Source organism: Neorhizobium huautlense, from assembly GCF_002968575.1.
In the GTDB taxonomy this organism is placed as follows: domain Bacteria; phylum Pseudomonadota; class Alphaproteobacteria; order Rhizobiales; family Rhizobiaceae; genus Neorhizobium; species Neorhizobium huautlense.
Genome location: NZ_PVBM01000032.1, coordinates 31,747 through 45,908 on the forward strand (window position 1 = coordinate 31,747; position 14,162 = coordinate 45,908).

Sequence of the window (14,162 nt, forward strand, 5' to 3'; positions counted from 1 at the left end):
TATGACGGAAAAGGAGCCACAAGCGGCGTCGTTGAGCGGTTCGCGCCAGCGCATCGACAAGTGGCTCTTTTTTGCCCGCATGGCGAAATCACGCTCCATCGCTCAGGACCTTATCCGATCGAACCATGTCCGGGTGAACGGAGATGTTGTTTCCCAGCCGAGTTCCCAGGTGAAGCCGGGGGACCGCATCGAGCTTGCGCTTGAACGTCGCGATGTCGTGCTCGTGGTGAGGTCGGGTGGCGAGCGGCGTGGCCCTTTCGAGGAGGCGCGTCTTCTTTACGAGGATCTCAGCCCGCCACCGGAAGAGAGGCAGCGGCTGACGCTCTTCGAGCAAGCGCAGCGCATGCAGGGAAGCGGCCGGCCCACCAAGAAGGAGCGTCGGGAAACCGACCGGCTGTTTCCGGACGCAGATAGCGATTAGATTAGAAAAATCACCTGCCGAGCTGCGGTTTTCAGGACGCTTTATCCTTGCTAAGCAAAGCCAAAGGCTTTACCTGACAGTCGAAAAGCCGGAATGCCTGCCTCCTGTCCTCTTTGCAGTTAGGGTTTCGCCTGTCCCGGCTTTCCGGCATGCCGGCACTCATCCTGTTGCCGGCGTGTTGCTGATCCGAGATATTGCTGGGGTGCCGCATGACGTATGTCGTGACCGACAATTGTATCCGTTGCAAATACACCGACTGTGTCGAGGTGTGCCCGGTCGATTGTTTCTATGAAGGTGAAAACTTCCTCGTCATTCACCCGGATGAATGCATCGATTGCGGCGTCTGCGAGCCAGAATGTCCCGCCGAGGCAATCAAGCCGGACACCGAACCGGGGCTGGACAAATGGCTCAAGGTGAATGCGGATTTTGCGCAGGTCTGGCCCAACATCACCGTCAAGCGCGATCCTTTACCGGAAGCCAAAGAGATGGACGGCGTGGCTGGCAAATACGAGCAATTCTTCTCGCCGGAGCCTGGCAAGGGCGATTGATCCATACCTTCCTCGCATGGCTCGGCAGCCATCTGGAATCATATTGCCTTTTTGTTGAGCACAGGACGAATGTGGCCTTGTGTGCACATGCAAAAGCAAATTATTGATTTCCGCACTTTTTTGTGGTAGGTAATAAGAACTGTTCCACAAGGCGGCACTCGCGTGCCCAAAAAACATCACGAAAGCAACAGATCATCCAAAACGCGGTACAAGTGACATTGCAACGCTTGAATGTTGGCGGTCGCAGTTCGCGATGGGGTTTGTTTTTCGCTAGCGTTGGTCGGACCAGTATGGAGTGACCCGACGGTTTCCCCCGTCTCATCCGGGCCTGACAGACCCGGTTTCCCCGACCCGAAACACGGGTGAGTAATAGGGAGTTTGTGAAACGAATGACGACTCAGCAGAAGAAGAATTCTCCCGCGCGCCAGGGCTTCAAGACCGGTGAATCGATTGTCTACCCCGCTCATGGCGTGGGAATGATCACGGCCATCGAAGAGCAGGAAGTGGCGGGCATGAAGCTCGAACTTTTCGTAATCGATTTCGAGAAAGACAAGATGCGCCTTAAGGTGCCGGTTGCCAAGGCCGTGAACATCGGCATGCGCAAGTTGTCCGAAACGGATTTTGTCGAGCGTGCCCTCAAGGTGGTCCAGGGCAAGGCACGCGTGAAGCGCACCATGTGGTCGCGCCGCGCTCAGGAATATGATGCCAAGATCAATTCTGGTGACCTGATCTCGATCGCGGAAGTGGTGCGCGATCTTTATCGTGCGGAGAACCAGCCCGAACAATCCTATTCCGAGCGCCAACTCTACGAAGCCGCGCTCGACCGTATGGCTCGTGAAATCGCTGCCGTTAACAGAATGTCTGAAACGGAAGCCGTTCGCGTTGTCGAGATCAATCTTGCCAAGGGTCCCAAGCGCGGCAAGACAATCGAAGAAGACGAGGCACAGGAAGAAGCCGCCTAAGCTCCTATTGCGCCCTTGTTTTTAAAACCCGGCCTTCCAGCCGGGTTTTTTTATTGGAACTTTTTCCGTGCTGCAGCGTTGTCCCACCGGGATGGCGAATTGCGTTAACGGCATCATTCGCGTCCGCAGGAAGCAGTGCGGGCGGATTTTTGGCTTGTCGGCCGGATGAATCCCCGCGGAATTCAACGAGGGGAGAAAAGCGCAGCCTTAAAATCTTCATCGCCGTTCGAAGGCACGGTGCTGGAGTTGGGCTTTGCTTTTTGTCGGATCAGACCGTTCACGGAGAGCACGATGACAGCCATGTCCGCAGACCGCACTATGATCAAGATAGCGATGTCGGCACCCTATCTTGCACGAGATGAAGAGCGAGATCTGGCGGTACGGTGGAAGGACGATCAAGACCAGAACGCCCGCAACCGGATCGCGCTTGCTCATATGCGGCTCGTAATCGCCATGGCTTCCAAGTTCCGCGGCTTTGGATTGCCGATGAGCGACCTCGTACAGGAAGGTTATGTAGGGCTGCTCGAAGCTGCGGCAAGGTTTGAACCGGAACGTGATGTACGTTTTTCCACCTATGCAAGCTGGTGGATCCGAGCTTCCATGCAAGATTATATCCTGCGCAATTGGTCCATCGTTCGCGGCGGCACCAGTTCGGCGCAGAAGGCCTTGTTCTTCAATCTTCGTCGGTTGCGTGCGAAACTTGCCCGCGGGGATTCCAATCTGACGGCGCGCGCCATCCACGAAGAAATTGCCGTAGCTCTCGGGGTCAGTGTCGCGGATGTTCAGACCATGGATGCCCGCCTTTCCGGCAATGACGCTTCGCTACAGGCTCCGTCCATCGCCGGCGACGCCGACAGCGGCGAACGGTTGGACATGCTTACCAGTACCGAGCCGCTGCCCGATGAACAGGTTTCCGGAATGATAGACGGCGAACGGCGCCTGAAATGGCTTCAGGGTGCACTTACCAAGCTCAATGATCGCGAAAAGAAGATTATCCGGGCACGCCGCCTCACGGATGAAGGTGCGACACTGGAAGCGCTGGGTGCCGAGCTCGGCATTTCCAAAGAGCGCGTACGTCAGATCGAGAGTCGCGCGATCGAAAAACTCAAGATGGCGCTGGTTTCAGCCAACCCGCAAATGGCCGCTGTCTGCTGATATTCGGCGGGCTATTCGGAAATGATCTTCAGCTTCTGGCCTGGCGACAAGGTGGCGCCAGCCGATAGTGCATTGATCAGCTTAAAAAGATCGAGTTTCCGGTCGGTTCCCATCATGCGGGCGGCGAGGGAAGCCACCGTGTCGCCTTGAGCGGCAGTCACGATCCGGACCCGCAGAGGTTTCAATGTTGCGGTCTCCTCCGGTGTCATTCGCCTGAACGTGCTGCGCAGCAGATCGGCCGTGGTCTGCAGTGAAGCGCTGTTCTTCGGCACCGCGGTGAGAAAGCGGAATATCTGCTCGCCCACCCGGACGACTGTAACGTCAAAGTCCCAGCGGTCGGCTGAAGCGCGAGCGGTTGCCGCGGGCAGTCCGTTGACCTGGATTTCCCGCACCGTTTCGGGCTGCAGCCCCGCCACCCAACCGCTCGTCAGGTAATTGGTCAGGCTGTTGTTATCGCCGGCGGCGACCCCATCGAACCGGATTGCCGTTTCACCCGGCCCGGTCGCCAGTACCGCTTCCACTTTGTTGTCGATACGGAAGTCGGGTGGCACGTCGAAGCGGATGCCGAGCCCACCATGCAGGAAGGTCTGACCGCGCACATAACCTTCCTGCGGGCTGTCCCCATAGAGAAGGCCGTCGATGCCGGCGAGATAATAGTCGCGCCCCTTGTCGCCGACCGTACCCTCCTGGCCGAAATTGCGCGCATGGCGGCGCGCAAGATCGACACGCTGCGTGGAATTGGGATGGCTTGACAGAAAGTCCAGGCTCTGGTCGCTATCAGGGTCCACGGATGAGTACCTGGCATAAGCTGCCATGGAATCCAGAAAACGCGCCGCCGCATAGGGGTCGTATCCTGCCTCGCCCAGCATTCGCACGCCGATCACGTCAGCCTGCAGCTCCTGCTGGCGGGAGAATGCTGCAAGCCTGAGCTTGCCGCGGGCAAGCGCCTGCTTGCCGGCAAGATCGCTCGAAAGGACCTCGGCGACAACGCGACTGGCGATCACTTCCGCCTCCTCGCGCCGTTGCCGTTCGATACCGTGGTTAGCGGTCACATGCCCCATTTCGTGGGAGAGGACCGCTGCGACTTCCGACGCGTCATTTGCAAGGGCGAGAAGCCCGCGGGTCACATAGAGATAGCCGCCGGGCAAGGCGAAGGCGTTGATCGCCGGCGAATTCAGGATGGTGATGCGGAAGGACTGGTTGGGATTTTCCGAGACAGCGGTCAGGGCGCCGGCTATCCGGGCGACCAGCCGTTCGGTCTTGGCATCGCGGTATTCTCCGCCATAGCTTGCGACGATGCGGGGATGCTCCCGCGCTCCCATTTGCGCTCGGGGATCGTTCTTCTGGACTTCATCGACGATCTGCGGCGAGTCGGAAGGAGAGACGTTCGGAGTATAGGCCTGCTCGAAGATGGACTGACAGCCGGCCAGGAGGGTTCCCCCGAGCAACAAGGCGCCCGCAGTCCGAAAGCCCAGCATGAAGCGAGCCCTTGGCAAGACCATCGAACCAGCCGTATCGCGCCTCATCGTCTTCGTTTCACGCACCGTCATTTCCAAGGTCTGCCATCCGGCCTCAGGATGGCTCTCTCGAACCAAAGCGAGTTTGTTCTCCATGTTCGCTTAGCGATTTTCGCATCGCATGCACAGACATTATTGAGATATGTCTTATCGGCGTGTTTGCAAAGAAAATCCCCACAGCCAGTTCGCGATGCCATTGCGCCACGTCCAAATTGTGGCGGCAAATGTAACGGAGCTTTTGCAAGAGTCTCCGGGCGTGATCGGTCAAAAAGGTCGATAGACTCTCCTTCAAGAGAGCCGGGAGCGATCAGCTCGAAAGAAATTCGAGGAGCGACGGGATGTCGCGACGGCCCAAAAATTCCTCTGCCGGTGCCTCCAGCATGATCTGTCCCTGCTCAATAAATAGGGCGCGATCGGCCAAGCGGTTCAGTTCTTTCGGATCATGGGTGACGATCAGCACGGTATTGCCCGTCTCCCGATGCAGGTCGAGCAGAAGGCCCGCCATCGAGATGCGCAGACCCGGGTCGAGCGCAGCAAACGGTTCGTCCATCAGCAGTACGGGCTTGTTGCGCACCAAGGCGCGCGCAAAGGCGGCTCTCTGTCTCTCGCCCCCGGAAAGCGTGCCTGGCAGGCGTTTTTCGTATCCGCCTAGCCCCACACGTTCCAACGCCTGCGAAATTGCCTTCCGGTGTTCGGGCGAAAGGGTCAGCGAAGGACTGATGCCGAGACCGACATTGGTGAAGAGGTCCAGATGAGCGAAGAGATTATGGTCCTGAAAAACCAGCGAAACCGGTCGTTCGGATGGATGCTTTTCGGTCACGTCCTCTCCGGCGACGAAGACGCGGCCCATGTCGGGAACTTCGAAACCCGCAATGATATTGAGAAAAGTGGATTTGCCCGACCCTGACGGCCCGGTAATGGCTGTCACCGCGCCGGAGGGAAGAGCGCAATCAAACCGGAAATCCGTGGTGCCGAGCCTCAATTCGACATTCTCCAGCTTGATGCCGTCAGCCATTCTCCGCCCCTCTCCGGCCGGTCGTTCCCAATATGGTCAGCAGCAGGCAAATGATGCCCAGCATAAGCGCCAGGCCATCGGCGTCATTGGTCCGGTAGCTGGATAGCCGGCTGTAAACGAGCCAGGGCAACGTGACGAGATCGTTGGAACCGAATAAAGCCACGGCCCCGAGATCACCGAGAGACAGTGCCATGGCGAAGGAAAGTGCCGTCGCCAGGGGCTTTAAAAGCACAGGGAGGTCGATATGCCAAAGCCGCGAAGGACCGGAGAGGCCGAGACTTGCGGAAAGCCTGGCTGTCCGCTGACGATGGGTCTCGATGGCCGGCTCCAGCACCCGCATCACAAAAGGCAGCGCCATCAGCATGTTGATCACCGCGACCAGCAGAGGGGCAAAGCGACCAACATCCCCAAGGGGTTGTAACACCAGGAACCAACCGGTGCCGAGGACGACCGGCGGCACCAGCAAAACAAGCGAGGACGTGCCCGCAAGCATCGCAGCGAAGCCCCGAGCGCTCGCGGCGGGCTTTTTCATGTCGGCCACCGCTTCCCTACCTGCGATCATGGCGAGCGAGGTCACAATCGTCAGCAGGCCGGCACTCAAAGCGATGGAGAAGCTCGTCCAGGCGGCGGCAAGAAAGGCGGCGCTCGATGCGAGGTTCCAGAGATTTGCTCTAAGCCCGGCGGCAAGGATCGAAGCCAGGGGCATGATCAGGAATACCGTGGCAGCAAGTATGGCAAATGAATCCCAAAGACGTACAGACAACGCCTGACCGTCGAAGCGGCGGCTTGTACGGCCCGAGGCTGCACCCTGGTCGTCCGGCGCCGGCAACAATGCCATGGCGAGCAGAATAACGCCTGTTATGACGATTTGCAGCAGCGCCAGGGCGACCGCCCGCGGCGGGTCGAAATCGAAACGCAGCGATTGGTAGATCGCCACTTCGAGCGTGGTCGCTGCCGGTCCGCCGCCCAGCAGCAGCACCAGCGTAAAGCTCGTGGCACACAGCATGAAGACGAGCGCGCCGATGCCCGGGATGACGTTTTTAACGGCGGGCCATTCCACAAACCGGAAGACCGAGAGCGGTTTCATGCCGAGGCTTGCGGATAGAAGCCAGTATTCCGCCGGCTGGCGCTCCAGTGCCGCGAGCAACAGCCTCGTGGCGAGCGGCAGGTTGAAGAACATATGTGCGAGCAGGATTCCGGAAAGACCGTAGATGCTGATGGGCTGGTCTAGGCCGAGCGTCAACAGCAGGCCGTTGATCAGGCCCTGCCGCCCCCATATACCGATCAACCCCAGCGCGCCGATCAAAACCGGCAGCCCCATCGGCAGCGCCAGGAGGCGGACGATCCAGGTTCGGCAGGGAAAGTCGGGCCGGCGGGCAAGAGCGAGTGCCACGGGAAGTGCAAGCCCTACGGAAAGCAATGTCGACAGCATCGCCTGCCAAAGCGTAAAGCGCAGGATTCGCCATGTGTAGGCCGTAAAGACCCGGGATTGGGCGCCGTCGGCATCCCAGGAAAGCAATGCAACAACGGCAATGGCGACGAAGAGGGCGATAGAGGCGAAGCTCGTCAGACCCCAGGCGACGCCTCTTCTTCGCTCTCCCCGCGTCAGCAACATGATCTTCTTAATTCATGCTCATGGCAGCCAGCCACTCGTCTATCCAGGCCTGGCGGTTCCTCGCGACCTCATCCGATCCCATGAGGAACGTCTTCTGCGGCTGGACCAGTTTGTTAAAGGCGTCCGGCAGAGGACCGGATATCTTGGCGGCGGGCATCATCCAGTTGGTGGTGGGAATGATGTCCTGGAAGGCCGGTGAGACCATGAACTTCAGGAACTCTTTCGCCAGTTCTTTATCTGAAGCGCCCTTCAGGATGCCGGCCACCTCGATCTGGATGTAGTGGCCTTCGGCAAAGGACGCTGCTTGATAACGCTCGGTCTTTTCCTCGACCATGTGATAGGCGGGAGAGGTCGTGTATGAAAACACCATCGGGACTTCGCCTTTGGTGAACAAGCCGTAGGCTTCGGACCAGCCGGGCGCTACCGTCAGAATGCGGTTCTTGAGCTTTGCCCAGGCTTCCGGGGCCTTATCGCCATAGACAGACTTCACCCAGAGGAGCAGGCCGAGACCAGGTGTCGAGGTGCGAGGGTCTTCAATCGCAATCTTCTGCGATGGGTCACCTTCGACAAGCTCCCGAAGGCTTTTTGGCGGGTTCTTCATCACCTCCGTATCGTAAACGACCGCGAAGTGGCCATAGTCATAAGGGGCGAAGGTGTCATCGCTGTAACTGCCAGGCACTTTGACCGCCGCAAGATCAAGCCCATGCGCCTCGAAAAGCCCCGTAGCCTTGGCTTCGGAAACAAGATTGGTGTCGAGACCAAGTGCGAGATCCGCATCGGTATCCTGGCCTTCCAGCTTGAGGCGCGTGAGCAGCGCCACGCCATCCGCCACACCGACAAATTTCACATTGCAGGTACACGTCTTCTCGAAAGCCTCCTTGACCTTGGGTCCAGGACCCCAGTCGGAAATGAAGCTCTCGTAGGTATAGACGGTCAGCGTTTTTTCTTGGGCGTATGCAACAGTGGAAAGGGACAGCGCCGCTGCAGCCGCGAACATCGACACAATGACATTGCGCATCAGCGCCTCCTCTTCAAAAGTTTGGGGAATAGGCGCTGGTAACGAGCCGTCTAATCCCTCCGCCGGTGCTAGCCGGATCAGGTTCCGCGGGTTGGCGATGCCTCTCAGCCACAGAAAATTGCGTGGCACCCCGTTAGAGCGGAGAAAGATTTAACGGCAGGAAGTTCCGCTGGCAAGAGGCCGGCTCAGGCCCGCCCCTGCCGGAAGACCTTGAGTTCACGCGGCACCTTCGCGGAACGGCCAAGACGGTTTGCCACAGCATAGTCAATCGACTGCTCGACCACATGGGGGAGCACCGGTTTTGTCAGAACACCCAGAGGTCCCCTCACACCGTCAACGTCTTCCGGATTCCCGGTCATATAAATGACGGTGACCCCGTAACGTTCAGCGAGCATGCGACCGATATCCGGCCCGGTCCGCCCATCAGCGAGATTGACGTCGACAATGGCGATATCCGCCTCCGGTGCCAATTCGAGAGCATTCCGGCGGCCATGTGCAAATCCTGCGACCTCCAGTCCCATATGTTCAATCGTTTCGGCAAGATCGAGGGCAATCAGGAATTCGTCCTCAACGATCAATACGCGTTGACTTGGCGCCTCGCGGGCCAGCCGACCACTCTCAACATTTGTCAGCATTGAATGTCCCCACTGTTGCGGTTCTCATCATGCCGACACGTGAGGTGCGTCCCGGCGTTGTCTGCCTGTCGAACGCCGAACGAGCCGGATTGTTCCGGGCCGATACATATGTTTTTCTGCTAACTATTTGTTAAGGATAACAAATTCTTAGCTACCCTTCGAGTTCCTCTCGCAGCATTTCGAGCTCCAGCCACTCCTCTTCCATCTTGTTCAAGCTGCTGCGAAGCTTCTCCATTTCGGCGGCAAGCTTGTTGAATGCAGCCTGATCCCGCGTGAACAGGCCGGGGTCGGCCATCTTCTCCTCCCGCGCGGCGATTTCGGCTTCCGTTTTCGCCATTTCCTTCGGCAGATTTTCGAGCGCGAATTTCTGCTTGTAGGAAAGCTTGCCTTTGCCCTTCGGCGCTTCTGCGGAAGCGTTCAATTCGGCCTTCGGCTTTTCAGCCTTTTCGGCCCTGCGCCTTTCCTCCAAAGCGCCTTTGCGCTGTGCCAGCATGTCGGTGTAGCCGCCCGCATATTCGATCCAGCGCCCATCCGGTGCGTCGGGATTGGCCGGCGCGATGGTCGAGGTGACGGTGCGATCCAGGAAATCGCGGTCGTGGCTGACGAGGATCACGGTGCCGTTGTAGCTTGCCACGATCTCCTGGAGCAGGTCGAGCGTCTCGATGTCGAGATCATTGGTCGGTTCGTCGAGGATCAGCAGGTTCGATGGCTTTGCCATGATACGGGCGAGTATCAGGCGGGCGCGTTCTCCGCCGGACAGGTTCTTGATCGGTGTCCTGATTTGCTCCGGCTGAAACAAGAAATCTTTCATGTAACCGGCGACGTGACGCTGTTCCCCATTGACGAGCAGCGTCTCTCCGCGGCCATCCGTCAGATAGTGGGACAGCGTCTCTTCAGGGTCCAGGTCCTCGCGTTTCTGGTCGACCGTCGCAATTTCCAGATTGGTACCGAGCTTCACGGTTCCGCTATCGGGTGAAAGTTGGCCGATCAACATCTTCAGAAGTGTCGTCTTTCCGGCACCATTCGGACCGACAAGGCCGATCCGGTCGCCCCGATGCACGCGGATCGAGAACGGTGCTACGATAGGCCGATCATAAGCTTTGGTAATGTTCTCGGCCTCGACCACCAATTTGCCGGACTCCCGGCCTTCGGTGATTTGTGCCTGTACCGTGCCTTGCGGTCCTTTGTGGCCTCGATAATTCGAGCGCATCGTGTGCAATTCGCCAAGCCGGCGCATATTGCGCTTGCGGCGCGCTGTCACGCCGTAGCGCAGCCAGTGCTCCTCGCGTTCGATGGCTTTTCCGAGCCTGTGCTGCTCCAGTTCTTCCGCTTCCAGCACTTCATCACGCCAAGCTTCGAAATGAGCAAATCCCCTGTCGAGCCGCCGGGAAGTGCCGCGGTCGAGCCATACGGTAGCGGTCGATACCTTTTCCAGGAACCGCCGGTCGTGGGAGATCAGAACCAGCGCGCTTCTCGTCTTGCGCAGCTCCTCTTCAAGCCATTCGATCGTTGGCAAGTCGAGATGGTTGGTCGGCTCGTCCAGCATCAGGATATCCGGTTCCGGCGCCATGACGCGCGCAAGCGCTGCGCGGCGGGATTCCCCCCCTGAAAGGTTTTTCGGATCCTCCTGGCCCGTCAATCCCAGATGTTCGAGCAGATAGGTGACGCGGTAAGGATCGTCGCCGGGACCAAGACCGGCCTCCGCATAAGCCTGCACCGTCTTGAAATCCGCGAAATCGGGGGCCTGCTCGAGATAGCGGATGGTTGCGGCGGGGTGACGGAAGACCTCACCGGATTGGGGCTCGACCATTCCAGCGGCGATCTTCATCAGCGTCGACTTCCCCGAGCCGTTGCGGCCGACGAGGCAGATCCGGTCGCCCGGTTCCACTTGCAATCCCGCGCCGGCAAGCAGCGGTGCGCCGCCGAAGCTCAAGAAGATGTCGTCCAGTTTCAAAATTGGGGGCGCCAAAAGTCAGGCTCCTGTCATGTCATAGGGGCGGGCGAGTATCATGCCCTTGCCGCTTCTTAGATGGAATTCGACGCGCCCTTCTGCAACGTTCGAAACCGTGCGCGAAGAACCGAATGGAAGTGAGAAATTTACCAGCGGATACCGAGCTCCGATGATATCGAGCCCCTCCAGGGCAGAAAAACCGATGACGGAAAACAACGAGCCTTTTGGAAGATCGAGGCTGATCCTGCCTGGCAAAAGAGGTACGGCTTCTTCTTCGCCGGAGGTCAGAACGATATCGACGCCGCGCTCGGCGAGACTCATTGCATGTAACAGGTGCTGGAGGGCATGGTCGCTCCGCTCGCCGCCGAGCGCACCAACGAAAACTAGCCGTGTGGCTCCGCGGTCGACCGCCTCGGCCGTGGCGATTTCGCCGTCGGTCTCGTTTTTTTCCGGGGGATAGGTCTTCTGCTTGATACCCGGCCATTGCCTTGCGAGCTCGGCATCGGTGGAGTCGAAGTCGCCAACCCATAGTTCGGGTTCCACGCCGAGTATCGCTGCGTGCCGCATGCCGCTATCTGCCGCGATGAAGCGGCTGTCTGCGAGCGCCGTCTTCAAACGAGCGGTGACGGTGAGGTTTCCGCCGAGCAGGATGGCAAAGGTTGAATGGGTCATGTCCACTGCCCATAGCGTAAACAGGGCATGAAGGGAAAGCGGCCAGAAGCCCGTCTCGCCGATTTCGAGTGCTTTGCGCTGGGTCTTATGCTTGGAACGGCGGCTGGGCTAGGTCAGGTAGATTTTGCTACCATTGACGCGGGGCTTAGCAAGGATTATTTGAAAGCTCATAATTCCGTGGTGATTTGGCCGGCCGGCTTGCAGCCACGTTAAAAAAGTCGCTAAAGGGCCGCGAGAAGATGTCTTCCCACGGGCCGGTTGCGATTTTTCGCCGCCGGCTTTGTTTTTGTTGGGTTGAGCCATGCCGATCAAGATTCCCGATACGCTGCCCGCGTTCAGTACCCTCGTTGAAGAGGGTGTGCGGGTGATGACTGAAACCGCGGCGGTGCGGCAGGACATCCGTCCGCTTCAGATCGGGCTCCTGAACCTCATGCCGAACAAGATCAAGACCGAGCTGCAAATGGCGCGCCTCGTCGGTGCGACGCCCCTGCAAGTCGAGTTTTCACTGGTGCGCGTCGGCAACCACAGGGCCAAGAATACCTCCGAGGATCATCTGCTTGCCTTCTACGAGACCTGGGAAGAGGTGAAGCACCGCAAATTCGACGGTTTCGTCATCACCGGGGCGCCGATTGAAACGCTGCCGTTCGAAGAGGTCACCTATTGGGATGAGATGGAGAAGATCCTCGACTGGACGACCACCAACGTCCATTCGACCATGAATGTCTGCTGGGGGGCGATGGCCGCTATCTATCACTTCCATCGCGTTCCGAAATACGAATTGAAAGAGAAGGCGTTCGGAGTTTACCGCCACCGCAATCTCTGCCCGTCGTCCGTCTATCTCAACGGATTTTCCGACGATTTCCAGGTTCCGGTATCGCGCTGGACGGAGGTGCGACGGGAAGACATCGAGAAGGTGCCGGATCTCGAAATCCTGATGGAATCCGAGGAGATGGGCATTTGCCTGGTGCATGAGAAGGCCGGCAGACGGCTCTACATGTTCAATCACGTCGAATATGATTCCACCTCGCTGGCGGACGAATATTTCCGGGATGTGAACGCGGGCATCCCGATCAAGCTGCCGCATAACTACTTCCCGCATAACGACGACACGCTGACGCCCTTGAACCGCTGGCGCAGCCACGCGCATCTCCTGTTCGGCAACTGGATCAACGAGATCTATCAGACCACGCCCTACGATATGGAGAAGATCGGCGCGCAATAAGCTTGGATCCGATGGCGGCGGATAATTTTGTTCGCAACGACGTTGCGGCTGCCGGACAAATCGCGCAGTTTGCACGCCGACAATTCGGAGGAGCAGGCCGTGGCGGATCAAGCGAAGCAGGGTTTCGAGGTTTTCGGGCAGACGGAGAAGGGCGAGGCGGTCTACCGCGTCAAGATTTCCGGCGGCGGGCTGACGGCGCATGTCATCACCTGGGGGGCCGTCATTCAGGATCTGCGGCTCGACGGACATCAGCCGCCGCTCGTATTGGGTTTCGAGCGCTTCGAGGACTATCTCGCACACTCGCCCTATTTCGGCGCTACCCCCGGCCGGTGTTCCAACCGCATCGGCGGTGGCCGTTTCTCCTTGGACGGTAGGCAATATCAGCTTGAACTGAACGAACGCGGCGTTACGCACCTGCATGGCGGTACGGATGGCATCGGCCGCAGCAATTGGACGATCGTTGATTGCACGCCCGACAAGGTGGTGCTGCGCATCACCGATCCGGATGGCCGTGCCGGTTACCCCGGAAACTGCACCATCACCGCCACCTATCAGCTCAAGGCTGACGGCGTATTGTCGGTCATCTACGAATCGACGGCCGATCAACCGACACTCGCCAATATCTGCCAGCATTCCTATTTCAATCTTGATGGCCGTGACGACGCCCTCGGCCATGACATCATGATCGCCGCCGACCATGTGCTTGCTCTCGACGACAGGCAGGTGCCGACTGGCGAGATTTTAGCCGTTGCCGGCACCCCTTTCGATCTGCGGGAAATGGGGCCGATGAAACGCTTCGGCGGCGGCGATCAGACCCTTTTCGATCACAATTTCTGCCTGTCGCCTGAACGCACAGCCAAACGACCCGTGGCATTGGTGCGCAGCATCTATTCCGGCCTTGCGATGGAAGTGCGCACGACCGAACCTGGGTTGCAGTTCTATGCGGCCTTTAAGCTGCAGAAGCTTCCGGTGACCGGACTTGACGGGCGGCAATACGGCCCCTTCGCAGGCTTCTGCCTCGAAACCCAGGTCTGGCCCGATTCGATCAACCATGCCGGATTCCCCAATGCCGTCCTGCGCCCCGGTGAGGCCCTGCGGCAGGAGACCGATTACGTTTTTTCAAAGCACTAAGCGGGAAGCATGAGGACGTGCGGCTTGACCTTGTCGGCCGCAACCGGCCGCCTGCGCCATGTCGTGGTCTCTCGACTCGTGTGGCATCTAAGCCGAATAAATCATTGCCCGCCGAGGCTGCGTTTATTTAGGATTTCATAGAATGCCCGACCTGAGAGATAGGTGACGTTTCGTACCGGAGATGGGGTATTCGGCTTTCGCCTCATCTTCCACGGTGATGCAGGAGGTGCTGCGCTTCGAGCTGATGATAAAACGTGGTCTGTCCAAACAGCCACAAGCATCAGGAAAGGAAGCGCAGCA

General features: G+C 58.7%; 13 protein-coding genes and 2 riboswitches. Of the genes, 6 read left to right on the forward strand and 7 right to left on the reverse strand.

The features are described from left to right. The first annotated feature begins 1 nt into the window (after position 1). The 4 genes from C5L12_RS24420 (at position 2) to C5L12_RS24435 (ending at position 3,086) form a co-directional block, all read left to right on the forward strand. Entirely contained in the window at positions 2–421 is a 420-nt protein-coding gene (locus C5L12_RS24420; RefSeq protein WP_105374657.1) for an RNA-binding S4 domain-containing protein, read from the forward strand. Between the two features lie 209 nt (positions 422–630). Further along, on the forward strand, positions 631–969 hold the full coding sequence (gene fdxA / locus C5L12_RS24425; RefSeq protein ID WP_105374658.1) for a ferredoxin FdxA: 339 nt from the start codon (positions 631–633) through the stop codon (positions 967–969). A 389-nt stretch (positions 970–1,358) separates the two neighbouring features. Further along, positions 1,359–1,931 (forward strand): CarD family transcriptional regulator, encoded by a 573-nt coding sequence (locus tag C5L12_RS24430; protein WP_105374659.1) that lies wholly within the window; start codon positions 1,359–1,361, stop codon positions 1,929–1,931. Positions 1,932–2,222: 291 nt separating this feature from the next. Further along, the gene (locus tag C5L12_RS24435; RefSeq protein ID WP_105374660.1) at positions 2,223–3,086 is read left to right on the forward strand and encodes an RNA polymerase factor sigma-32; all 864 of its coding nucleotides are present in this window, start codon (positions 2,223–2,225) and stop codon (positions 3,084–3,086) included. An 11-nt stretch (positions 3,087–3,097) separates the two neighbouring features. Here C5L12_RS24435 and C5L12_RS24440 read toward each other — a convergent pair whose 3' ends face one another. The 7 genes from C5L12_RS24440 to C5L12_RS24470 all read right to left on the reverse strand — a co-directional run bounded on the left by C5L12_RS24440 (position 3,098) and on the right by C5L12_RS24470 (position 11,509). Further along, positions 3,098–4,564: a M48 family metalloprotease gene (locus C5L12_RS24440; protein WP_245423015.1), complete on the reverse strand. Its 1,467-nt coding sequence runs from the start codon at positions 4,562–4,564 to the stop codon at positions 3,098–3,100. Positions 4,565–4,910: 346 nt separating this feature from the next. Continuing rightward, entirely contained in the window at positions 4,911–5,618 is a 708-nt protein-coding gene (locus tag C5L12_RS24445; RefSeq protein ID WP_105374661.1) for a thiamine ABC transporter ATP-binding protein, read from the reverse strand. Next, complete coding sequence (locus C5L12_RS24450) at positions 5,611–7,233, reverse strand: thiamine/thiamine pyrophosphate ABC transporter permease ThiP (protein ID WP_105374662.1); 1,623 nt, start codon at positions 7,231–7,233, stop codon at positions 5,611–5,613. Before C5L12_RS24450 ends, C5L12_RS24445 begins: the two co-directional genes overlap by 8 nt. Positions 7,234–7,240: 7 nt before the next feature. Continuing rightward, positions 7,241–8,230, reverse strand: coding sequence for a thiamine ABC transporter substrate binding subunit (gene thiB, locus C5L12_RS24455; protein WP_425350825.1), 990 nt, complete (start codon positions 8,228–8,230; stop codon positions 7,241–7,243). A 58-nt stretch (positions 8,231–8,288) separates the two neighbouring features. Next, positions 8,289–8,394: riboswitch (TPP riboswitch) on the reverse strand. 42 nt (positions 8,395–8,436) lie between these two features. Beyond that, entirely contained in the window at positions 8,437–8,886 is a 450-nt protein-coding gene (locus tag C5L12_RS24460; RefSeq protein WP_105374664.1) for a response regulator, read from the reverse strand. A 151-nt stretch (positions 8,887–9,037) separates the two neighbouring features. Beyond that, entirely contained in the window at positions 9,038–10,855 is a 1,818-nt protein-coding gene (locus C5L12_RS24465; protein ID WP_105374665.1) for an ABC-F family ATP-binding cassette domain-containing protein, read from the reverse strand. Between the two features lie 3 nt (positions 10,856–10,858). Then, positions 10,859–11,509 carry a thiamine diphosphokinase gene (locus tag C5L12_RS24470; protein ID WP_105374666.1) on the reverse strand — a complete coding sequence of 217 codons (651 nt, stop codon included), beginning with the start codon at positions 11,507–11,509 and terminating at the stop codon, positions 10,859–10,861. Between the two features lie 167 nt (positions 11,510–11,676). Continuing rightward, positions 11,677–11,754, forward strand: a riboswitch (SAM riboswitch). 56 nt (positions 11,755–11,810) lie between these two features. On the opposite strand from C5L12_RS24470, the gene metA reads away from it, so the two are divergent. Continuing rightward, positions 11,811–12,731: a homoserine O-acetyltransferase MetA gene (gene metA / locus C5L12_RS24475; RefSeq protein ID WP_105374667.1), complete on the forward strand. Its 921-nt coding sequence runs from the start codon at positions 11,811–11,813 to the stop codon at positions 12,729–12,731. Between the two features lie 99 nt (positions 12,732–12,830). Continuing rightward, positions 12,831–13,862: an aldose epimerase family protein gene (locus C5L12_RS24480; RefSeq protein WP_105374674.1), complete on the forward strand. Its 1,032-nt coding sequence runs from the start codon at positions 12,831–12,833 to the stop codon at positions 13,860–13,862. Positions 13,863–14,162: the final 300 nt, after the last annotated feature.